Below are 23,140 nucleotides of genomic sequence, written 5' to 3'. Positions count from 1 at the left end.
ATGCGGTACTTTAAATAGAAGTACCTAGAATCTGACCCGGCTGCGAGGAATCGTGTCTTCTCAAAAACCCAAAGTAATGACCGTCTACGGCACCCGCCCAGAGGCGATCAAGGTCGCACCCGTCATCAAAGCACTGGAGGGGGACGACAGATTTGAATCTGTCGTAGTGTCCACCGGCCAGCACCGTGAGATGTTGGAACAGGTAAACAAGCGCTTTGGCATCGAGCCCGATCATGATATGGGGCTGATGAAACCAGGGCAGGGCCTGAATGAGCTGGTATCCCGTGCCATCCAGGGCTTAGACCCCATCATCGAGGAAGCACAGCCGGATGTGATCATCTCACAGGGCGATACGTCTACCGCAATGGTCGCTGCGCTCGCAGGTTTCCATCGTGGTGTGAAAATCGTTCACCTGGAGGCTGGCCTGCGTACTGGCAATATCTTCTCTCCGTTCCCTGAAGAGGCGAACCGCAAGATTATCGGGCAGCTCGCAAGCCTGCACCTCGCGCCGACCGAGCAATCAAAGGAGAATCTCAGGCGGGAAAACTTCCGAAGCAAGGACATCGTGGTCACGGGAAACACGGTGATCGACGCCCTTCTGACCGCCAAGGAATGGGAGGTCACCTTTGATGATGAGCGACTGCAGTTGCTGCAGCATAGCGACCAAAAGGTAGTCTTGGTCACGACTCACCGTCGCGAGAACCTCGATGCAATGGCGGAAATTGGCGGAGCCGTACAAGATCTTGCAAAGGCATATCCCGATTTTGTGTTCGCGCTACCGCTTCACCTGAACCCGAAGGTTCGCGATGCGGTGCTGCCGGAGGTGGAGAGCCTACCGAATGTCATCATCACTGATCCTCTGCCTTACGACCAATTCACTGCGCTCTTGAACCGTGCTTACCTCGTGCTCACCGACTCCGGTGGCGTGCAGGAAGAAGCACCTTCCCTGGGCAAACCTGTTTTGGTCATGCGTGAAAACACAGAACGTCCTGAAGCGGTTGTTGCTGGGACAGTCAAGCTCGTCGGCACTGACCGCAACCGGATCGTTGCGGAAGCGAAGAATCTGCTCGATCAAGACGCTGCGTACGAGGCGATGGCGAATGCTGTGAATCCGTACGGTGATGGGCAAGCAGCTCAAAGGTCGGTTGCCGCAGTAGCTGAGCTTGTTGGCGTAGGCGATCGGCTGCCAGAGTTTATGCCAGTCGATCTTCAGAAATAGTTGGTGCTTTTCGCTTCTTGGTGCTCATTCTCTGATTTGTGGGGCCAAAAACCGTTAGCTTCAATTATGGGAGAAGGTCTCAAGCACCTTCGTAAATCTTTTCGGCGTCAGACTTAAGTAGAATGGTGAGATCACTGCATTGGTTTTCCTCGCAGCCTCTCCGCGTTTTTAGCGTGCAACTCTTCGGTCTTGCTTTATTCTGCTGACAAGGGCCGAGGCATCAAAGAGACCGAACGCGGTAGGTTGACGGGAAACCTATGTAAGGGACTCACGTTAAAGGTTGTCCACTCTCCCTGTAGAATCGAAACAAATATTTTGGACACTTTTCTAGCGAGTCGACGAAATGAAGGAGCTCGATTTGAAAATCCTTGTGTTTTCTCAATATTGGGCACCTGAAAATGGGGTACCGCAAAGGCGTTGGCAATGGTTATCCGAACTACTGGTTCGCGAAGGTCATGAACTGATGGTAGTTGCCCCGCCACCGCATTATCTGCGCAAAATCTCGCTGCGTGATTGGGCTAAGGGTAGGAAAGTTCGCCGATTAGCTAGTCTCGAGAATGGGGCAAAGGGCGAGCAGATCCTCCGCAGCGGATTTATGCCTGCAGGAAATTCAGTAACGGAAAAGATACTTAATCAGGCGTCAGTGGCATTCGGCATGGTTGCGGAAATGATGCGATCTCGTAAAACGATTTCGCAGTTTGGGCCAGACTTAATCATCGGCACTGTGCCTGCGATCCCAACTGCGCTTGTGGCATTTCTCGCTTCGAAACTCTATGGGAAGCCTTACGTGATAGATCTCCGTGATGCGTGGCCTGATCTCTTGGACCAATCCAGCGAATGGAATCGTGGTTTAGGGAGAAAGTCAGTAAAGGAATTGTTTTTCAGTAAGGGCCCCCTCCAAGTCCTGCAGTTTAGCGTACGGCGGATACTTGACATGGTTCTAGCAAACGCCGACGGGATCATAGTAACGTCTGGGTATTTACAGAACCAGCTAAACAAAAAGTTCGGGCCGTCTAAGAAGAAGCCTATCGTTACGATCCGAAACGTCTTTCCATCGAACTCCGCAGCTACCAGAGAAGTTAATGCGCATAGATCAGGAAACGAGCTTAGAGTTCTCTATGCTGGCACACTTGGTCGCGCACAGCATCTACAAAATGCAATCGAAGCTGCTAAAATCGCGCGCAGTCGTGGCCTTTCGGTATCCCTTCGTTTCGTTGGTGCAGGTTCCGCAAAAAAGTCGCTGATTGATGATGCAGCAAATGGCGAAATCGCTGCTGAATTTGTATCACAGCATCCGTCCGATGAACTCTCAAATTTTTATGATTGGGCAGATACCGCGCTAGTGCATCTGACCGATTGGGAGCCGCTTCGACGCGCCGTGCCTTCAAAAACATATGAGCTCATGGAAGTCGGCAAACATATTAGCGGAGTGGTTGAGGGGGAGGCTGCCGACCTTATCCGCGAGCTGGGAGCAGGACACGTCGCGAAACCTGAAGACCCGTCCGCACTGGCAGACTTGTGGGTATCAATTTCCCAAGACCGTTCTTTGCTGGTGCTAGATAGAAAAGCGACGGAATGGGTCCAGAACGAACGCGAAGTAGTTGTTCCTGGCCGAATAAAGAAGTTTCTCGCGGAAGTACTCGGCATCAAGAGATAGGCCAGAGAGTTGCGAAATGTACGGTTCTTGATCGGTTTTTTGCTTTCCCAACTTGTGATGAACCCATCAAACTTGTTGAGCAAAGCTAGCGAGTGGTGTAGGAGGAACGGAAAGCGAAGGCTTCGGAGTTTCTTAAGTTTCCTTTCTAAATTCTGTAGAGAAAATGCTTTGATCTCGAATGGCCACTACACCGAGTTTCTGGATTGGTATACGGTACTCTCGCCGCTGCAGAAGTTGCGAAATTTTGGCAACCTATGTTTTGTCCGGCGCGAGATCTTCTACTCAACGGTAGACCCAGTGGGGCGGACCAGGCCAGCTAGGCGGGACAACAAAGGGAAACCCCGCGTGCTATTCGTTGCTACGAACGCATTACCGTATACACAGTCTGGATATACGATTCGAACCCATGAGACGGCAAAAGCATTAACCCAGCGTGGGGTGACTGTACAGGTTGTGACGAGGTATGGGTATCCGTTAGTAATTGGAGATAAACCTTCGCGGCAGGGGAGGCTTGTCGATGGAATTCGATACTGGCACGTAGTTCCGCCGAGGTTTCACTTCCGGGTAGAAGAACAATTGGTTTATACAGTTGAACGGACTGCCGAAATAGCGGAAAGCCTTAGAGCAGATCTTGTCGTAACTACTACTGATTTTCACAATGCGATAGTTGCACAACGAGTTGCGGCCGCAATTGGAGTGCCGTGGGTGTACGAGATACGTGGTGAGCAAGAAAAGACTTGGCTGAGCAAGAGGCCTAAACCAATGCGATTGGATGCCAAGCATTCAGATAAATATGAATGGGTACGAAAGCAAGAGACCAAGTTTGCGAATGATGCCGATGCGGTGGTCACTATAGGTAGTCCCCTTACAGAAGCAGTAAAACTGAGAGGCGTAGACGGCCGTAAAATCAGTGAAATCCCAAATGCAATAGATGACAAAATATTCGAAAACCCGATCAGTAAGCATGAAGCAAGGCGAAAGTGTGGATTGCCGGATGAACCGTTTATTGGCTACGTCGGATCTGTCGTGAGATATGAGGGTTTGGAAATCTTATTGCATATGGCAGAACTAGATGCCTGCCTTAATGTGCTGATAGTTGGCGATGGTGAAGACCTTTCTCGGTTAAAAAGGCTTTCGGAGACACTCGGCGTCGCTGGACGAGTATATTTTGTTGGAAGAAGGCCTGTCCACGAGATTTCCATGTGGTACGCATGCTTAGATGTCTTTGTAGTTCCACGAGAAGATTGGGAAGTTTGTCGTACTGTACCTCCTTTGAAGCCTCTAAACGCTATGGCCTTGGGAATCCCGATTTTGGCATCAGACTTACCCGCGCTTAAATACATAACCGGGAATTTGGGTGTATACGTAGAAGAACGAAAACCGTCTCTCTATCTACAGAAGCTGGATTCGATGCTGGCATGTCCACCGGATCCGCTATCTCTGATAGCTTGGGCGAAAAAACATACTTGGGGTCGCAACGCCGCTGACTACTCGGCAATCTTCGAAGATCTGACGTAAGGTTTCCAGAGGATTAAAATAATCAATCACGTACTATTGAAAATAGTTGAATGGGTCTTGGAGCAAGAGGAATTTCCGGAGCAGATACTAAGTGCTCGATTAGTTCCAGTTTAGAGAGGCGAAAGATGGATGACGACCTACAGCTGAGAGTGGGAGAAGCGCGGGACGGAACCCTACACTCTGACTATGCGGGTATCACACTTTTTGTTCAAGAACTTATCGATGAACTCGATGGAACCTATGAACAATTGCTCTTTGAGGCAAATCGAGATGAGAAGCTGCTCAAAGGCATTGCTAAACGCGAACGGGAGATAGAGCGGCTTAAGCGCAAAATTTCTAGCCTTGAATCCACAGGGATGCAGCTCGAAGCCGAGGTCCAAAAGCTGAAGAATACCAAAGGCTATAAGTTGCAAACGCTGTACTGGCGTCTACGAAAAGCCAAGAGAAAGTGATCTAGAGACAAATGAAACAGTCTGCAATTGCGAACCAGCTGAAGCGAATCGAAGCGTTACGCGTCACAGTCCAGCGAGCGAAGAAAGACCTCAGAAAGTTAAAGCGGTACACCTCGAATTTAATGTTTCGGGACGCTGTTGATGGACAGCATGAGTACTTTCGACCCTCTATTGGAAGGGAAGAGTACCTGCAAAGGTGGGAACACTACCGCCCGCTGGTGGAGCAGCGGATTTCATCTCTACTAGATGAAGCAAACGACTTGCCGTATGCGGAGGTGCAACGGTGGGATCAAAGACGCGATGTGAATATTGGAATCATCTCTGACCAGTTTTTATACGAGTCTATAGAGCCTGCTGCAAACTTTTTTCCTGTTACTCCAACAAATTACCGAGAGACGATCGAAGAAATTGATCTCCTATTGGTAGTTTCAACTTGGCGAGGATTGGCGGGAGAATGGCACGGTCTTTCGCAGAAGTCTTCTTCAAAGCGAAAGCTTCTCGAGCAAACCATCATGCCTCTTGCACGGGAGAAGGGCATTCCAGTTGTGTTTTACTCAAAGGAGGACCCGCCAAACTACAAGCTATTTCTTAGTACGGCCAAGTGTGCGGACGTCGTTTTTACTTCATGTATCGAGAAAATCGAAGCTTACCGAGAAGATCTTGAAGGATCAACGCCTGTTTTTCCGATACGTTTCGGCGTCAATTTTAAGAAGCACAACCCGCTTGGTTGCATGCGCCATGACGGTCGCGAGGTAGTCTTTGCTGGGTCTTGGATGGCCCATAAATATAAGGAGCGTACTAGGGACGGACAAAGAATCTTCGACGGAGTCAATGACTCCACGGCGAGCCTCACCATCGTTGATCGCAACCTAGCTTTGGATGCGAAGAAGTTCTCGAATCCAGAAAAGTATCTGTACCCAGAGGATTTCTTGCCATATCTTCATGGGCCGCTTAACCACGATGAGCTTCTTCGACTTCAAAAGCTTTTGCCACTAGCGATTAATTTAAACTCTGTAGTAGGCAGTCAAACTATGTTCGCCAACCGAGTAGTAGAACTACTCGCGATGGGAACTCTGGTGCTTTCCAACTACAGCGCCGGAATTAATTCGCTGTATCCATCTGTTGCCCTTTTACATTCCGAACTGGATACAAAGAATTTCATCGATACATTAACGCCTGATTACCTTCGTTATTGCCAGGTTGAAGGAATCCGCGAGGTGTTCAACAACGACACTGCATTCGACCGGATTGACCAGATTCTTGATGCGGTAGGCATGAAACATCCGTCTGAGCAGCATCGACTTATTGTGGTAGCCGATTCACAATCGCAGTTTGAGGCCTTCCGTGATAGCCAGCAGACTGAGCAGACCCTTACCTACGTTGATTCTGCAGACTGGGAAACGTTGGTCGGAGGTAGCGGTGGTGACGTGGTGATAATGCTGGACCACCTAAACCTCCAGGCTCCAGACATCATTAGCGATGTGGTTGCGGCGTACAGATACTCCAATGCGGATTCGCTAAGGATAGTGCCCTTCGATTCGGGCGAGATAGCTTATGAGCTCGAGTATAAAGAAGGCGCTGCGCAAGAAGCCGAAGTGTTTTGGCTTGCACCGGGGGAAAGAGCAGCTTCAAAAACTGTGTCTTCGGTTCTGACCATTATGACCAGTTGCTCGACCTATATAGCTGCTAACCGTGATAGGTCGTATGACTTAACAGTCATTGTTCCAACCTATAACAATGGTAAACATCTAGTTCACAAGTGTTTCAACTCGCTTTATCGGGGAAGTGCATTCGAAAAGTCCAAGATACTTATAGTTGACGATGGGTCATCGGATTTGAAAACGCAGGCCTGCGTGGACATGCTCGAGCAGCGGTTTACCAACGTTGAAGTATACCGTTTCCCAGAGGGTGGTTCCGGTAGTGCTTCACGCCCAAGGAACAAGGGGCTAGAGCTAACGTCGACACCATTCGTTACCTATCTGGACCCTGATAACGAGCAAGTGAACGACGCGTACTTGGGGCTACTCGAGGCTTGTGATGAGAATAACGTCGATTTTGCCATTGGCAATATGCTGCGATTTAGAACCGATGTAGCGACGGTTAATAATTCGAAAGTCCTGCGGGCTACCGAAGCTAAGTGCGGCCCCCTTACCGGTTATAACCGGGAATTTGTTAAGAAGATGAATTTCCAACCGATGAGCATTCAGGCTCTCGTCGCTCGCACTGATTGGTTAAAAGGACTTGGTCTGGAGCAGCCGGTAGGTGCTGTGGGTCAAGACTCGTACTTTTTCCAGCAGATGATCTTCTATGCCCGGTCGATCTGGATCACGATGAAGCCAATTCACGCTTATTACGCTGCTGTTACCAACTCCACTGTAAATTCTGTGTCACCCGGCTTCTACCGGAAATACATCGCCCTTGAAGAGGCAAGAAGTGAGTGGCTGAAGTCTGTAGACCTTTACGATGACTATGGAGCAACCCGCTTCACTATCTTTCTCAAAGGCTGGTACCTCGATAAGTTGAAGCGTGTCGCACCGGAAGACCGGAAAGAGTGTCTCTCTATCATTCGGCAGATTGCATCCTTCTATGGTGAACGAGTGATGAATGATCCAGAGGTCAATGCGTTATTGGAAGGTGCTGAAACAGGTGACATGTAGTTTTCAGGAATGGCCCAGTCTGCACCGTAAATCTGACGGGGCTGCTATCGCCGGTCCAAATAATCGATTCAAATTTTTGGCCAACGGATACGTGGTTCCTTGCCATTTTGTACGTAGCGAGGAGTTCTCCGACCGCCTCTTAGTGACGCTCAACGGTGCTGTAGACAGGAGCGAGAGCAAAGATCCGCGCGAAATCTTCCAAAGGCGTACCTGGATAGATTCACTGAATGCTAATGTACTGATGATCTCAGATGCCACGCTACATCCAGATAATGATCTTCAGATTGGCTGGGCACAGGGTAATGGTACAGATGCACTTCTTTGCGCAATGGCGGAGTGCGTGGAGTATTTTCGCAACCTGTTGGGACTTAGACAAGATCAGGTCATCTTTTACGGAAGCTCAGCTGGCGGTTTTCAGGCAGTAGCCTTACATGCGTGGTTTCCCGGGTCTCGATTCCTAGTAAACAATGCGCAGTTTGATTGGACGCTTTACTACCCGTCTTACGTGAGAGATATTGCTGAACACTCTTACGGTGGGCTTGACGTTGAAAATATTCGGACGGCGTTTCCGGAGAAATGTAATGTGCTTTCACGCTATTTGGCGCTACAGCTGCCGATATCGGGGTGCTACATGTTAAATGTAGCCAGTGCAGCGGATATGAAAAAGCAGCTTCCTGTTCTTTCGCGTTTTATGGCAAATCGGGCTACGGAACAACCACACGTTGGCATGGATATTAGCGTGAAGTACTACATCGATCGCAAGGCGGGGCATCTGCCGCTGCCGAAGGATCAAACTTTAAAGGAGCTCTCGGTCCAGCTTAGTTTGGCTAACCCTGGAAGGGGCAATTGTGAGTGATTACCGATATTTGGCAGAAGTAGCAAGACACTTTGGGGACCACTCTCGGTTGGCAGCAGGAGAAATTAGGGCTTCGTCAAAGACCGCAAAGGAGTTATACGAAAAAGCGGAGTCCGACCTCGCCAAGCGGATGCTTATGCAGCACGCCTTGTTGGACGGTACCAGGTTGCGAAGTCGTTTCGTTACAGACGTACTGTGCCAGCAGGGTTGTGAATGGGCTGCGCTGCCCTTTGCCGAGCACGGTATAACCGATTCGGGAGCGACTTGGCAAGAGCGCCGCCTCCGGGTCGTTGAGAAGGCCGTAAGGCCATCGGGCACGTACGAAGAGCCTTCGACGTACATTGTTTCTGGGGCATCAGATTGTTTACGGGTCAGGCTTTCCGACGGCAGCGTTGACGAGTATCCGCTCGAGGGAGAAGACCTGCTTGCACAGTTATTGGCGATCTTCGCTCCGAAGGCCTTGAAATTCAGCAATGAGACACTCGTTTTTGACTTAGATTCCAGTAGCGGGGGACTATTTGACCGTTTGTGCGACGAGGTCTTTGCCTCGTCTGCCCTGTGGCCTGTAAACATTGTTGCGCTAGGAGGAACCGATCAGATCACTAAAGCGTTTGAAGTCGACCGACGGAAACCCGAAAATGCTTACTGGTTCCTCAAAGAGGACGGAAAGTTAGTATTCCTAGGTAACGGATGCCGTGCCGGAGACCGATCCATATCGCACGCTCTGTCCGAGCGTCTCTCTTTGGAAGATGCTATCTTACGGATTCAGTTTATACGAGCAGGTAAGTTGCTAGAGTTGGTGAAAGATCCGACGACTCAGACGAAACTAGCCAGTGAGTACCTTGACGAGATTGCAATGCCTTCTGCTCGTTTGACTAAACTCCCGGTACACCGCGCGTTTCAGGAAGTTGCCGATGCGAACTGTGACGCTTTAGTAGACAGGACAGAGGAGAATGTTTAACCACAACTGCGTGATGCCACTTATTGGCGGGCAGGGAAGTAAAGCATCGCCGATCCAAAAGAGAATTGCGGACAAGGCGCTTGATAATGTTATTGAACCTTTTCCAAACTATGCTGACATCCACTTTGGGCCTAACTTCGACTGGGAGCATAGGGAGCCAGGTATTGAGACCTCGTACCAGCTCTATCTACAGAACTTAAGGGTGGTCGGCACTCTCCTGGCGGAATATTCTCGTTCGGACAATACTGCGTACCTTGACAAGTCCGAAGAAATCGTACTCAGCTGGCTAGAATACGTGGAGGCAGGAAACTCCACTGAAATGACCTGGTATGATCATGCGGTCGGTGCACGGTCAAGGGTGTTGATGCAGTTCTTGAGCTGTATGGAAGAGGCGGGGCGGGAGTATGACGAGCCGCGTTTTCGCGATTTGTTGGAACGTCATGCAAGCCTTTTGATGGACGATAGCCTTCATCGTATGAATAATCATGGCCTCATGATGGATATGGCACTGATATCGATGGGGTTAGGCCTTGAACGTATGGAGTATGTGTACCACGGACGTGGCCGAGCGGAGAGTATCTTCTGGCAGACCTTTAGCGAAACCGGAATGCATCAAGAGAACTCACCCGAATACCACAACATGGTTCTAAGAATGTATCGGGAGCTCGAGTCTTTTTTGAGGCGAAACGAAATGACACTTGGGCCCGACGTCCTGAAAAAACTTGAGTTCGCCAGCCAACATATTGAGCGTATTGCTAAACCGGACGGAAAGGTTCCTGCCATTGGCGACTCAGGCAGTCAGCGAAAGCTTGGGTCATTTAGCTGGGAAAGTTTCCACGATTCCATGAGTGGATTTTCGGTATTGAAGAGTCGGGACAATGACGCCTATCTTGCATTCATTTGTGGGTATTCGGCTAAAGCACACAAACATGCTGATGATCTGAGTATCCTGTTGAACTACGGTGGACGTGACTTTTTCGTCGATTCGGGTAAATATAATTACGGTAAAAACAAGTTTCGCCGTTTTGTCGCGTCCTACCGAGCCCACTCTTCCTTTACCCCTAACCGACCGTATGTGCGGGAGGAGGACAACCGGTACACGAGGAAGATCGCCACGGATCATTATCTCAACGCCCCAGAGTTTAAGCTCGCTTCAGGGCACAATTACGGCTATGAAAACGCCAACCTTCGGAGGTCAGTTTATCTATTGCCCAATCACTCCGCGATTGTCATCCATGATTTAGGCGATGCTGCTTCTCAAGAGGATTGGGTGCACCGGTTCGTTCTGGCTCCCGAGGTTGAGGTAAGCGAGTTGGACTCTCGGCGAGTTAGGCTGAAAAGTGGGGATTCCGAGGTAGTCCTGGAATGGATAGGGTCCGAGCCTCCCACGTTAACGGTTGAAAATGGAGCAATTGGACGTACGTCGGTCAAAGCCGTAATTTCAACGGCTACAAACCGTGTTACGAAAACCAAGCATCTCGTGTATACCAGTAAACGAGGAACTTCGGTAGATAAGAGCCTTTTGATCCATCTCGGGAGTCAATCATCCACGCGCATGGCTGACTGTGACACGCATTTTGAGGTCTGGAATTCTGATGAGCGGAATCTCATTCATATCCCCAAATTCGCTCTATGACTAAACGGAGGGTTTGTCAGGGGAAGATGGATTTAGTTCGCTGAGAAAACATAAATTCAGGTCTCCCCGCGAAAGTCAACGAGTGATGAGTGTGACGCAATAGGCTCATCTTGCTGTGCGCGCAAAAGCAATAAATAGAAATCTACTGCCGTTGCGCGGGAGGATATTGCTGTGGGCGAACTCTTCCGAAAAAGAAGCATACCTCGAGAAAGTGTGGAGGAACAAGTGTCTGAAATGAACGAGACGAAAGCAGCCAGAGCGCCTCAAGTGCTGCGCGTTGATCCTGAAGGCCTTCGGGAGCTGAATAGTAAACCGTCATTCGTGCAATACATTCGTGACCTTCATCGCTGGAGACATTTCATTTTCGCCGATGCTAAAAGTAAGGCACTTAGATCCGGCCGAGATATGTTTTTGGGGCGTGCTTGGCTAGTGCTTCAGCCCCTTTTTGATGTATCCGTATATGCCGTAATTTTTGGCATGATTCTGCACGTGTCAAGAGGTATTGATAACTATATAGGATACCTAATGGTTGGAGTCGTTTTCTTTCGCTATATATCGAAAGGAATTGCGTCCGGGGGAGGGATGGTTCAGGCCTCGCGTTCTTTAATAGCATCTTTCACGTTTCCGCGCGCGGCTATCGTATTCTCGGCTGTTATCCGTCAGTTTATGGATAATCTGATTCCTTTGGTGGTGGCTTTGGTCTTAGCCTTCGCTTATCAATTTCCTGAAGGGCCAACTTGGACTTTAATCCTTCTAATACCACTTTACTTCCTAATTCACTTCTTTATTCTCGGGCTCGCTTTAATCATTGCTAGAATCACCGCCTTTGTTCCCGACGTAAAGCCACTTATTGGATTGCTGAATCGGGCACTTTTTTTCACCTCAGGGGTTTTCTTCGCGCTAGAGCGCTTTGATGGACATCCTGTTATGGCATCAATTATGCAGGCTAACCCTGTATACCAATTCTTGACGGTTGCTAGAGACGTTTCGATTTACGGTACTGTCCCATCGATGTCTGTCGTCTGCAGCTTGCTGGGATGGACGATCTCACTCTTTTTCGTGGGGCTCATCTTCTTTTGGAAGGCGGAAGAAAGATATGCCACAGTCAGCTAAGCCAACGGTCGTTGCTCAGAGCCTGTCTAAGGATTATAGGCTCAACTCGCAGGGCTCAGATAAAATTTTGGTCCAACGGCAAACCCGGACGGTTCAGGCGGTAAAACCGCTAAGCTTTGTCGCATATTCAGGTGAGTCGATTGGTGTGCTTGGAAAGAATGGGTCAGGAAAATCAACCTTGTTGCGGCTGATTGCTGGTACTGAGCAGCCAACTACGGGGCGGGTACTCGTATCGGCTCAACCTACACTTTTGGGGGTTTCGGCAGCCTTACAGCAGAAACTATCTGGCCGGCAGAATATTCGGCTTGGTCTACTCGCGATGGGGTTAGGCCCGGATCAGGTACGAGAATTAGAACAAGAGATTATCGACTGGGCGGATTTGTCCGATGCCATCGACCGTCCAATGAGGACGTTTTCGTCGGGCATGAACGCCCGCCTGAAATTCGCCATTGCGACAGCGGTTAGGGCAGAGATTCTGTTAGTGGATGAAGCCCTCTCCACAGGGGACAGTACCTTCGCTGCCAAGGCGCAACGTCGGATGGACGAGTTTTTAGAGGCATCTGGAACTGTATTCCTGGTCTCACATGCAGCGTCAACTATTGAGAAAAACTGTGACCGTGCGATTTGGTTGCACCAAGGGGACCTCATCACCGATGGTAAGCCAAGCTGGGTAGTAACGCTTTATCGGCGATGGAGTAGAGCTGTCTCCGCTGGTAAAGATCAAGAGGCCAGTGCGATCCTTGAATACACAAAGCGCAAATATACGCCTGTACATGTGGAATTCGGCTGAGGACCTGCGGTCTCTTCGGTCCACGCCGTTCGAAAGACGGTAATGTGCTTCTGCTAAACTCCTTTTCGTGGCTCATTAGTTTCCAAATGGGCTGAAGGATTTGACTAGTGGGAGATGCGGATGCACGTCGCTTTTGTAGGATTAGGGTACATCGGTTTACCGACGGCTATTGTTTTGGCAAATAGCGGTGTCAAAGTAACTGGTGTTGATGTGAACGCCGCGAATGTGGAGCGGATCAACCGCGGCGAGGTTACTATTGTCGAACCTGGCCTGGAAGAAGAACTGAAGCAAGCGTTGGAAAGCGATCGGTTCGTTGCAACCACTGATCAGCCGCATGCAGACGCCTACATCATCGCTGTACCGACTCCTTTCCGGTCGGACCACTCGGTAGATATGAAGTTTATATACTCTGCTGCAGAAGCCATTGCTCCCAAGCTTCAGGGTGATGAGATTATTATCCTTGAATCTACTTCTCCACCATTGACTACCGAAAAGATGGCAGCAAAGATTCTGGATATCCGGCCCGACCTTGCAGCTGACGGAGACGATAATTCGGATGAGAAGCCCACTATCTACTTTGCACACTGTCCTGAAAGAATTCTCCCCGGACAGGCTATGGAGGAGCTCCGTACCAACGACCGGATTATCGGCGGTATGAGCCCCGAAGCAACTAGGCGTGCCACTGAAATCTACGCGTCATTTTGCAAGGGGGAGCTTCTGCAATCCGACGCTAAGACGGCAGAGCTGGCGAAACTCACGGAAAATTCATTCCGAGACGTGAACATTGCCTTCGCCAATGAACTCTCTTTGATCGCCGATAATCTAGGGATCGACGTTTGGGAGCTAATCGAGTTGGCCAACCATCACCCGCGTGTGAATATCCTGCAGCCGGGTCCAGGGGTGGGCGGCCACTGTATTGCAGTGGACCCTTGGTTTATCGTTTCAGCTGATCCAGAAAACGCGAAGCTGATAAAGCTTGCCCGTGACGTTAACGACGGCAAACCGCGCTGGGTTGTGGATAAGGTACGGGAGGCGATCGGCGGCAGTAGCGATGTCTCTGTGGCAGTACTGGGGCTTGCTTTCAAGGCGAATATCGATGACCTTCGGGAGTCGCCGTCGCTTGAAATTGCTGAAGACATTGCGCGTGAGTTTGCTAATAATGAAGTTCTGGCGGTAGAGCCGAACATCGGCGAACTTCCCGGTCGGCTGTCTGACCTTAAAAATGTGACCTTGTCTGAGCTGGAAGCAGCGCTGGAGACTGCAGATGTGGTTGTTTTGCTTGTGGATCACGACGAGTTCAAGCAAGTTGACCAAAGAACCCTTGAAGGAAAGAGGGTCATTGATACTAAAGGCGTCTGGAGGGCCTAACCTACATCGAAGCGGTAGGTATCCCCCGTAAGTTTCATAAATCGCTGCGTCGTTATATGTGGGGGAATCCCCGGTGGTTAATATCCTCCGGGGATTCTGCATGAGCGGTACTAAAACTCATTACTATTACACCGATAGAAGGACAAGTGGCAACAAGTGCCACCGACTCAACTTTAATTGGGAACAATGTGGTTGCGACTTAAGCCACAAAGACTCTGACCGATACCCCTACCAAGGGTTGATTCGGGTTAGTTGGTACCGCGATTCCGCGTAGTTGATTGGGGTGTTCCGCGCGTAAGGTACTGCAGGAGGATTCTCTCAAGGCTGACGGCAGAAGTGCCGTAGAGCGGTAGCGCCTGTATGTGCGCCAACTCTTGCTTTGAAGTAACGGTCTGGAGACCTGCTCGCGAGATGCCGCAGCGCTGTCGGGACACCGGGCTTGCAACGTTATGAGGGCCGTGCGGGGGCCGACAACCTTCTAAGCTGCCAGGAGTCTCATAAAACCGTTGCCGGACGATAACGAACACTGCTGTTGAATTGCCGGTTGCCACCCGGCCGACACCGTCCGCTTAGGAGAACCTCACCATGCGTAGGTCCACCGTTCCGGTAGAGTCGAGCGACTAATTGTTGCGACCGGCTATTTGGTAGCAGCGTCGTGACTTTCCGGTAGCGCTTCAGTGAATATCCGGTAGCAGCTCACAGCGCTCAGAAGGATACTTCCGGTAACCGCTCCACTCGGGGGCGGCTGGTACGGGGATCGTGCCGGCACGTCTACTCCCCGCATGGTGCCCAAGGGCGCACGCAGGCTCACAGAGCTCGACGACATGATCGTCTCGCTCTACGCCGGCGGGATGACAGTGCGCGATATTTGCCATCATCTCGCGACCACTCTTGGGATGGATATGAGCCCGGATACGATCAGCACCATTACCGATGCGGTCTTAGAAGAGGTCATGATCTGGTAAAACCGCCAGCTCGCCGGTTTTACCCGGTGATCTTCCTCGACGCCCTACGCCTGATGATCCGTGACGGCCACCGCGTGGTCAACAGGCTTGCTACATGGCGGTTGGTGTCGACATGGACAGCATCAAGCACATCCTGGGATTGTGGATCGCTGAAAATGAAGGCGCCGCATCCTAGGCATCGGTGTGCGCAGATCTGGCCAACCTCGGTGTTGCGCGCGTGCTTTTAGTAACACCGTGGTGAGTATCGAGTAACACTACAGTTTTCGGGGAAACTCTTTGGTGACCGCGTGACTGTAGGGCACGGCGCATTGCCAAAGGAGTCCGATTGTGACTGACTACAGGGCGGTGATGGACCTTGTGCTCAAAGGCTGGTCCGTTCGCCAGATCACAGCGTCGATGGGATGCTCGCATTCCACGGTGCAAAAAGTTCGTAAAGTGCTGCAAGCAGAGCAGCTCACGACCACGGCCCAGATTGCTGGGCCAAATGATGAAGCTGTTGTCGATTCGGGGTAGTTGGTTCTGCGATTCCGCGTAGTTGGTACCCGTGCTCCGCGTACTCGGTACTGCGAGGCTCCGCTGTCTCGATACCAGGCCGACAACAGTGGTGGTGGGACATTCTGGGGAGCCCGGAGCCCGAGCGTTCTCAGCAACCGAAGACTCACTGAACCGTTGCGGGCAGTTGCGAATATCGCTGACAGAGAGCCGGTTGCAACATAGCGGCCACCGAATCCGCATAGGAGTCTTCTCCATGCGCAAAGGCACCGCCTCAGTAGGCTGCTCGCACGACTGATGGATGCAGCCGGGGCCGTGCAGTCGGCCCGGCTCGGCCGTACAGGTACCAACTACTAGGAACGCGGCAATATCGAGCCTTCGGAGCGCTGGTATCAAAACCGCCCCTGGCAACACGGCCATCCTTGACCGCTCGCCCCCGGTGCCGAGCTCGGGTGAGCCTCCGCTACCGGATACCCACTTAGGCGCTACCAGATACTCACCACACCGCTACCATTTCAGTCTTCTGAACAGACTAATGAAGCATACAGCCGGGGCGCTACAGTCAGCCGTGCCCCGGGAGGTACCAACTACTCGGAATGCGGCAGTACCGGGTCTTCGGAACACCGGTACTAGAAACCCGAATCTGAGACCAAGGTTGTGAACAGGGCAAAGCCCGGGGATGCGGAGGCCCCGGGCTTTGGCTCCTCCAACTGGGCTCGAACCAGTGACCCTTCGATTAACAGTCGAATGCTCTGCCAACTGAGCTATGGAGGATTGTGCTCAGTCAGTATAGGGGGCGCAGTCGTCGATAAGCAATTTGGCGTCGCAAGGCGCGGGACTGAAATATGAAGAGGCCGACACACGGGGTATAGTTCTTACAGCGCTTTGGCGTAAGGATGGGGCTATAGCTCAGTCGGTTAGAGCCGCGGACTCATAATCCGCTGGTCGCGGGTTCGAGCCCCGCTGGCCCCACAGAAAACCGCTGCACGGGAACGATAGTTCTCGGTGCAGCGGTTTCGTATCTCTTGTCTCAGCCTAGAAACCTGGGAACAGGACCTTGGTCGCGTTGCCGGCTTGGATGAGCGCCATCTTGACGGTGTCGAGGACGAAGAGGTCGCCGCCCGGTGCGGCGAAGACGGTGGCTCCGCCGCCGGAGCGCACCGACATGGGGCTGAGTTTTTGTGGGGGCTGGGTGAAGCCCTGGTTCCAGCACAGGGTGCCTGCCCAATTGTCTTCGACCTTGACTGCGGGGATGAGGTGCTCCGGCGGGTTGCACTCGGGGTGAGCTTTTCGGGCCTTGTCGGAAACACAGAGGGTGGTATGGCCCTGTGGGGTGTTGTAGATCTCGCAGCGCACGTCGCCGTTTTGGTTGGAGTAGGTGTACGTGGCGGCATGCGCTGCGGGGGCGCTAAGCGTGAGGGCTGCAAGGATGATGATGGCGCCGGAGAGCGCGGCGGTCGCACGTGTCTTCATGGTGAGCTCCTGGGGATGGGTAGATGATGTATGGCACGTGTCAATTAGGGTAGTGGTGGGTGGGGGATCTGGCAAGCGTCGAGAAGCGAAGGGCCAGGTTGCTGGGTGAAGCCTTGGGTGTGGATGACGGTGCGGCGCTTGCGGAATGCGGCGGTGAGGGCGGGGACGAGGTGGTCGTGGAAGTCGAAAACCGTGGCGGAGGTCGTGGTGCCGCGGGTGACGCGGCCGATCTGTTGGATGACGTTGCCTTTGAACGCGACTGGGGCGGCAAGCACGAGCGCGTCGAGGGCCGGGAGGTCCACGCCTTCGCCGACGATCTGCGTCATGGCGATAAGGACGAAGCGGGGCGCGGTGGTGAGCGCCTTGCGGGTGGCGCTGCGGTCTTTCGCGTGCTGCGCGCCGTGGAGGGTGAGGACGGGGACCGGGAGGTCGGGGTGGTTGCGGGCGAGGAGTGATTCGAGTGTGGTGATGTGCTCGCGGCGCTTGACCAGGACGAGGACGTTCATGCCGCTGGTGGCGGCGCGGGTGATGGTCTCGGTGATCAGGGCGTTGCGGGCAGGATCGGCGGCGAGCGCGTTGTCGAGGTCGGGCCAGTAGAGGTGGGGCTCGTTGTATGTGAACTCGGTGGTCTGCACGATGTAGTGTTTCGGGCCGGGGCGCTCGATCTCCATGGTGTGGCGGATCGGTCCACATATAAGCGGGAGGAGTGCATCGAGGCCGTCGGAGCGGAACGGGGTGGCGGTCAGTCCGGTGACGAAGCGGACGTTGAGGTCTGAGAGTACGCGGGTGAGGCCGGCGGCGCCGACGCGGTGGCACTCGTCGATGATGACGTAGCCGTAGTCAGCGAGGAACTGCGTGCGGGAGTCGGTGCGGCTGATCGACTGGGCGGTGATGATGTCGATGTTGCCGCTGAGTTTCTTGGACTTGCCGCCGTGTTGGCCGATGGTGGGCTCGTTCAGGAAGGCGGTGAGAGCTTCGCGCCACTGGGCGGCGAGCTCCACGTTGGGGACGATGATGGCGGTGGAGACTTGGCGGTGCGCGATCAGTGCGCAGGCCATGACGGTCTTGCCAGCGCCGGGTGGGGCGACGAGGACCCCGGTGCGGTGCTTGCGCATTGCGTTGACGGCCTTGCGCTGGGCGGAGTAGAGCTCGCCGGTGAACTCAGCGGGCATGGTGCGCGGCTTTGGGGTTTTGCTGCGGCGGGTGACGGTGTAGCCGGCGGTTTTGAGGATGCTGATGGCTTCGTCGAGGGTCCCGCGGTCGAGGGTGAGCGTGCCGTCGCGCTCGTCGAAGCGGATAATTAGGCGAGGAGTCTGGTAGGTGGACAGGCGCTGGGCCTGGCGGATGTAGAACTGCGGGTTGGGGATCGCGCCGAGGTGGCGAAGGGCGGTGGCGGTGGTGGCGTCGACGCCCTCGAGGTCGATGTGGACGCGGGAATTGTGCGTGACTCGGACCGTGCCGGAGCGTTTGAGGGCTTTGAGTTCTGCCCTTGTTGGCGGCTGGGGTAGTTGGGTCTCCGGGTCCGGTTGGAGGGCTGCGGCGATTTGTTTGAGCTGTTGTTTGGAGGCCTTGGTTGTAGTGGCGAGGGCGGCGAACTGGTCGTCGGCGGGCTCGAAGTCGTGGTTGACGAAGATGGTGCGCTGCTCGGCGCGATGCTGACCGGCGAGCGGGAGCGCGATCAAGTTGCCGAATCCGCGGCGCTTGCCCGGTAGCGTGTCCTGGGAAGGGAAGAAGCGATCGAACTTGGCGAAGTACTGCTTTGGGCTGGCCTTGGCGAGCAAGCCGATGCCTACGGTGCGGGCGAGGGATGCCGGGACGGGCTCGTTGAAGAAGAGCCAGACGTGCGCGCCGGTGCTGGAGCGGGAGAGCTCGATGAGCGGGTCGAGACCAAACTCGCGGCAGGTGTTCGCGTAGGTGCGGGCGGCGGTGCGGAAGTCGGCGTCGTCGAAATCGCACGCCAGGAGGAAGCATGTGTCGCCCTTGCAGAGCGGGTAGAGGCCGACGTGGAGGTTGATGTCGCGGCGCAGGTGCTGCTCGAGGACCTGAGAGGTGAGCGGTTTGAGATTTGGGTTGTTCCGGTCGTAGCGGCCGTAGGAGGCAGGTGACCAGCCTTTCTTCTCGCCGTTGCGCCAGGCGGTGGCGTAGACGTCGTCGCGGCCGCGGAAGTACTCGGCGAACAGGCGGAGCTTCGCGTCGGGGGAGGAGGCGTTGGAGATCTTTGTGGGGTCGGGTGGTGTGGTGCTGATGCTGCGGGATTTGCTGCTGGTGGTAGCTGTGCTGCGGCTGGCAGCTGTGAGCGCTGGTTGCGCGAGGAAGGCCTCAAAGTCGTCGGTGCCGAGCAGCTTGGCGAGCGCGCGTTCGAGCAGCTGCACGCGGGCCTCGAGATTGTGTGCATCTGGCATGGGCGCTCCACGGGGTAGGGGAGAGAGTTGTACGAGGTCAGTGTAGTTGCGGTGGGATTCTGAAATTTCAACAGTCTTTCCTGCGCAAAAGAGAGCCAGTGAACGATGAAATCATTTCGTGCCTGGGTGGTTCCGGAACCGAATGACGATCTACCCTCTCTCGGAATTCTTAGCTAAGCTTCGAGATAAGTGCTGACAGTGTGAGTCGAGATTAGAGGTTCTTGTGGTCGACAAGGGTATGTAAAAATCCAATTGCTGCCTCGATGGGATCAGGGGCATTAGATTCAATGTTCGAGCTAGTTGAGAAGGCCTTGGCGATGTCCCGTCCGAACACTGGCTACTACGGCCTGGACTCAACTATGTAACGCTCAAGGAGGAAAAGTGACAGCCTTCTCACCATTGACCGACAGCCATAAAAGAAGAAGCGCGCACGGAGCTATTAGGGGCTATTTATATCAGTTTGAAAAATCGGCTCTCGAGATTCTAGGCGCCGGTGAAGACGATGTCGCACGGTTGGAAGGGGTGGAGGACCTCGATCTCCTTGAGGGCGGAAAACAGACAGCAGTCCAGATAAAATATTGGGAGTCTACTGCGCGATATTCAAATAAGGCAATCGCGGAACCATTGTACGACATGTTTCAGAGCTTTCTCACCGATCGATCTCTCAGATTTAGACTTTATGTGTACTTTGGCTCTGACAAGTCGATCCCGACACGACTAACTCGCCAAGATGTAGAGAACGCGTTCGAATCCGCTTCCGTTCGGTCAGTCATGACTCCAGTGTCGGAAGAGCTGCTTAGCGAGTTCGCGGAGACGATTAGTATCGAACCAGGGCTGAGCATTGATGACCAGCGTGAAAAGCTGGCGGAAGCTATCGCGACGAATTTGAAGTGTGACAATGATGAGGCATTGGAGCTTTATGTCCCAAAAGCTGTTCATTACCTAAACGCGCTGGCCTGCAATGAGAATGAAAGCCAACGAATTGTCAGTAAGCGAGCATTAATCGCTGAGATAGACAGGCGGCAATATTACTACGGCAAATGGCACGCCCAATATCTTACTCAAGAGCAATTTGAAAAGCAGCTTGCACAACAACTTAAGAAGAAGCAATTTGGAGACCATGAAAAGCTCCGAATATTAGGACTAAGAGTCACCGATAGCGAAATAGACGTTGCTGCGGATTTATTGACCCACCTCTCTAAACATTTCGAAAACGGATATGCTCTGACGAGCCACAACCCTTGGACAATTGTAGTTAAAGGCGAAAGTCCGGATACGTTCTTTCAGCTAAAGAAAAAGCTCCTAATGAGGAGTTCGATAATGTTTAATGACGGATACGAGAGCATTTGTTTTTCACCGCTTCGGTTCATGGAGCCCCCAATCCGCGTTACCAAAAAGAGGTCGAATCTAATACAAAATCTATCGTTTTCGATTAGGATCGTTTCGATTGAGAGTTTCCTCAAGCTTTCGGTCGAAGACCGTGCCGAGCTAGGTAAGTATTCATGTTGGTATGATCTGCAGGCACCCTCCGATTCGTCATGTCCAGGCAACCAAGTTTTAGTTGCTGGATGCACCATTGAATCTCTAGCTAACGCTTTTAGAAAGGTTTTGCCGAAATGACGGATTTGACTGAGATATCGAAGGTTGTGTCTGTAACGCCACAGCTTATCGAGCTCGAGGTATTTGACACCAAAGCATACAGGCAGTTAACGAGTCCATTAAAGGTTGGGGACTATATCCAGGTCTCTAACAACTATGACGGGGAGAATGCCCTTGTTGCTGTGGTTCGGGGGTTCCGGGTTAAAGACTCGGTTATACGGGATGCGACGGTTGATATTGTGAACGATTCAGCCGGGCTCGCAGTTGAGGAACCTCAGTTTGTCATAGGGATGCAACCAGTTGGAACGATAAAAGAAGGGGAGTTTACCCGCGGCGCGAATGAGATCTCGATCCCGCCGAAATATATAAGAGTTGCGCCTGGTGACATTCTCGAGACTATCTACGGCGATGACAACCTGACCTCGCCGCTGGCGTTCGGTAAACTTGCACAGGAAGGATCGGTGTCTGTCAACCTCGACGGAGATCGATTTTTTGGTAGGCACATCGGCGTTGTTGGCTCGACAGGATCTGGCAAGTCGTCGACTGTAGCAGCTATTCTCCAGGAAGGTATCAAGAGATCGTCCGACCAGCGCAGTGCGGGACTCAAGAATAATTCCCATATATTAATCTTCGATCTTCATGGTGAATACCCGAATGCGTTTCCAGCTGCCGCCGTGCTGGATGCGGACAGTATTCTCTTGCCTTATTGGCTAATGAATTCGGAAGAGCTCGAAGAGTTGTTTATAGAGAGCAATGAGCGGAATTCTCATAACCAGGTTTCGCAATTCAGAGCGGCCGTGGTTGCGAATAAGCACCTGCACAATCCAGAAATGGCCACGGTTTCCTACGATGACCCGGTGTATTTCTCGATTTCGGAAATTCTGAGTTACTTGGATAACTTAAATAGGGAGGTAGTGTTCAAGGAGGGGGAGCATTTTGATCAGCCCAAGCGCGCTGATGGGTCTCCGGTTAAGGATCGTTTCCAGAGCTATTTTAAAGAAGTAGTTGATTTTGCGCCTGGCAGCAACGCGAAAGGCCAGAAAGCCGCCAAGGGGCCCTTTAATGGCGAGTTCGACCGGTTCCTTATGCGCCTTAAGACAAAGATGGAGGATTCTCGGCTGGATTTTGTATTAAATCCCAAGCTGAAGGACGGTTCGTCTCCTGGGACTGAAGATCTCGAAGTCATTTTGAGGCAACTCCTTGGTTACGACGGCGACGGCGTAAATGTCACAATATTCGATTTGAGCGGCGTGCCTTTTGAAGTCCTCAGCAACCTTATCTCGCTGGTGTCGAGGCTTTTATTCACCTTTTGTATGCACAGAAAACGACTACAGCGCAACCTGCGCGGTCTGCAGGATCTTCCCTTCCTGCTTGTCCTCGAAGAGGCTCATAATTACATATCAAGAACCGAGGACGCGAAATATAAGTCAGTCCGAAAGTCTATAGAGCGAGTTGCGAAGGAGGGGCGCAAATATGGGCTTTCACTCATGGTGGTGAGTCAGCGGCCGTCCGAGATATCGGAAACAATTTTCTCTCAGTGTAGTAATTTTGTCGCGATGAGATTGACGAACCCAATCGACCAGAATTATGTCCGTCGTCTTTTGCCCGATGATGTCTCCGCTGTCACTGATTCATTATCGCACCTGGCACAGCGAGAGGCTTTAGTGATCGGCGACGCAGTGGCAGTCCCAACGCTTGTCCGTGTGAACGCGGTCGAGGACTTGCCTTCTTCTTCTGATGTCCAGTTCTTGCGGCGGTGGAGGGAGAACTGGGACGAGGCGCAGCTCGTTGCCATCATTGAGAAAATGGTAGGGCGGGACCTTTAGAATCTCGGCTAGGGAATCTGGGGTCCTGGGCGTATTGACCAAACGCTCGGTAACGGACATGGGGAACTGTAATCTGGAAATTCCCCGCGGTTTCCTCGCGGCTACCAGGCACTCACTGAAGCGCTACCGGGTAGTCTCGACACCGCCACTCAACGG

16 protein-coding genes, 2 tRNA genes and 1 pseudogene are annotated in these 23,140 nt (G+C 52.5%); 16 read left to right on the top strand and 3 right to left on the bottom strand.

Annotation, left to right across the window (positions count from 1 at the left end):
- Positions 1-76 precede the first annotated feature (76 nt).
- The 13 genes and pseudogenes from wecB (at position 77) to CIMIT_RS08610 (ending at position 15,705) form a co-directional block, all read left to right on the top strand.
- Entirely contained in the window at positions 77-1,219 is a 1,143-nt protein-coding gene (wecB, locus tag CIMIT_RS08660; RefSeq protein ID WP_038591796.1) for a non-hydrolyzing UDP-N-acetylglucosamine 2-epimerase, read from the top strand.
- Positions 1,220-1,562: 343 nt separating this feature from the next.
- Complete coding sequence (locus CIMIT_RS12400) at positions 1,563-2,876, top strand: glycosyltransferase family 4 protein (protein WP_084674320.1); 1,314 nt, start codon at positions 1,563-1,565, stop codon at positions 2,874-2,876.
- A gap of 345 nt (positions 2,877-3,221) precedes the next feature.
- On the top strand, positions 3,222-4,394 hold the full coding sequence (locus tag CIMIT_RS12395) for a glycosyltransferase (RefSeq protein WP_158407427.1): 1,173 nt from the start codon (positions 3,222-3,224) through the stop codon (positions 4,392-4,394).
- Positions 4,395-4,519: 125 nt separating this feature from the next.
- Positions 4,520-4,846, top strand: coding sequence for a hypothetical protein (locus tag CIMIT_RS08650; protein WP_038591790.1), 327 nt, complete (start codon positions 4,520-4,522; stop codon positions 4,844-4,846).
- 11 nt (positions 4,847-4,857) lie between these two features.
- Entirely contained in the window at positions 4,858-7,503 is a 2,646-nt protein-coding gene (locus CIMIT_RS08645; protein WP_051904908.1) for a glycosyltransferase family 2 protein, read from the top strand.
- Positions 7,466-8,359, top strand: coding sequence for a hypothetical protein (locus tag CIMIT_RS12605; RefSeq protein WP_144311835.1), 894 nt, complete (start codon positions 7,466-7,468; stop codon positions 8,357-8,359). The genes CIMIT_RS08645 and CIMIT_RS12605 overlap by 38 nt, the downstream gene beginning before the upstream one ends.
- A complete protein-coding gene (locus tag CIMIT_RS08640; protein ID WP_038591787.1) occupies positions 8,352-9,320 on the top strand; it encodes a hypothetical protein in 969 nt (322 codons plus the stop codon). The genes CIMIT_RS12605 and CIMIT_RS08640 overlap by 8 nt, the downstream gene beginning before the upstream one ends.
- On the top strand, positions 9,313-10,956 hold the full coding sequence (locus tag CIMIT_RS08635) for a heparinase II/III domain-containing protein (protein ID WP_051904907.1): 1,644 nt from the start codon (positions 9,313-9,315) through the stop codon (positions 10,954-10,956). The genes CIMIT_RS08640 and CIMIT_RS08635 overlap by 8 nt, the downstream gene beginning before the upstream one ends.
- Positions 10,957-11,127: 171 nt before the next feature.
- Positions 11,128-12,069, top strand: coding sequence for an ABC transporter permease (locus tag CIMIT_RS08630; protein ID WP_144311834.1), 942 nt, complete (start codon positions 11,128-11,130; stop codon positions 12,067-12,069).
- Positions 12,053-12,859, top strand: coding sequence for an ABC transporter ATP-binding protein (locus CIMIT_RS08625; RefSeq protein WP_084674318.1), 807 nt, complete (start codon positions 12,053-12,055; stop codon positions 12,857-12,859). Before CIMIT_RS08630 ends, CIMIT_RS08625 begins: the two co-directional genes overlap by 17 nt.
- Positions 12,860-12,973: 114 nt before the next feature.
- Positions 12,974-14,227: a UDP-N-acetyl-D-mannosamine dehydrogenase gene (wecC, locus tag CIMIT_RS08620; protein WP_197697006.1), complete on the top strand. Its 1,254-nt coding sequence runs from the start codon at positions 12,974-12,976 to the stop codon at positions 14,225-14,227.
- Between the two features lie 755 nt (positions 14,228-14,982).
- Positions 14,983-15,364: pseudogene (locus tag CIMIT_RS12390) on the top strand (transposase); the annotation flags it as partial.
- Positions 15,365-15,519: 155 nt separating this feature from the next.
- Positions 15,520-15,705 (top strand): helix-turn-helix domain-containing protein, encoded by a 186-nt coding sequence (locus CIMIT_RS08610; RefSeq protein ID WP_038591784.1) that lies wholly within the window; start codon positions 15,520-15,522, stop codon positions 15,703-15,705.
- A gap of 677 nt (positions 15,706-16,382) precedes the next feature.
- Here CIMIT_RS08610 and CIMIT_RS08605 read toward each other — a convergent pair.
- Positions 16,383-16,458: transfer RNA gene (locus tag CIMIT_RS08605), tRNA-Asn, on the bottom strand.
- A 124-nt stretch (positions 16,459-16,582) separates the two neighbouring features.
- Between CIMIT_RS08605 and CIMIT_RS08600 the strand changes: the two genes are divergently transcribed.
- Positions 16,583-16,656: transfer RNA gene (locus CIMIT_RS08600), tRNA-Ile, on the top strand.
- Between the two features lie 63 nt (positions 16,657-16,719).
- Here the strand turns inward: CIMIT_RS08600 and CIMIT_RS08595 are convergent.
- The gene (locus CIMIT_RS08595) at positions 16,720-17,157 is read right to left on the bottom strand and encodes a hypothetical protein (RefSeq protein ID WP_038591781.1); all 438 of its coding nucleotides are present in this window, start codon (positions 17,155-17,157) and stop codon (positions 16,720-16,722) included.
- A gap of 44 nt (positions 17,158-17,201) precedes the next feature.
- Complete coding sequence (locus CIMIT_RS08590; protein ID WP_051904904.1) at positions 17,202-19,559, bottom strand: DEAD/DEAH box helicase; 2,358 nt, start codon at positions 19,557-19,559, stop codon at positions 17,202-17,204.
- Positions 19,560-19,940: 381 nt separating this feature from the next.
- Here CIMIT_RS08590 and CIMIT_RS08585 point away from each other — a divergent pair, with 381 nt between their 5' ends.
- Both CIMIT_RS08585 and CIMIT_RS08580 read left to right on the top strand, forming a co-directional pair.
- On the top strand, positions 19,941-21,179 hold the full coding sequence (locus tag CIMIT_RS08585) for a hypothetical protein (protein ID WP_038591778.1): 1,239 nt from the start codon (positions 19,941-19,943) through the stop codon (positions 21,177-21,179).
- A complete protein-coding gene (locus CIMIT_RS08580) occupies positions 21,176-22,984 on the top strand; it encodes an ATP-binding protein (protein ID WP_038591775.1) in 1,809 nt (602 codons plus the stop codon). Before CIMIT_RS08585 ends, CIMIT_RS08580 begins: the two co-directional genes overlap by 4 nt.
- The last annotated feature ends 156 nt before the right edge of the window (positions 22,985-23,140 follow it).

Source organism: Corynebacterium imitans (genome assembly GCF_000739455.1).
Lineage (GTDB): Bacteria > Actinomycetota > Actinomycetes > Mycobacteriales > Mycobacteriaceae > Corynebacterium > Corynebacterium imitans.
This window is presented reverse-complemented; position numbering and strand designations above follow the sequence as displayed.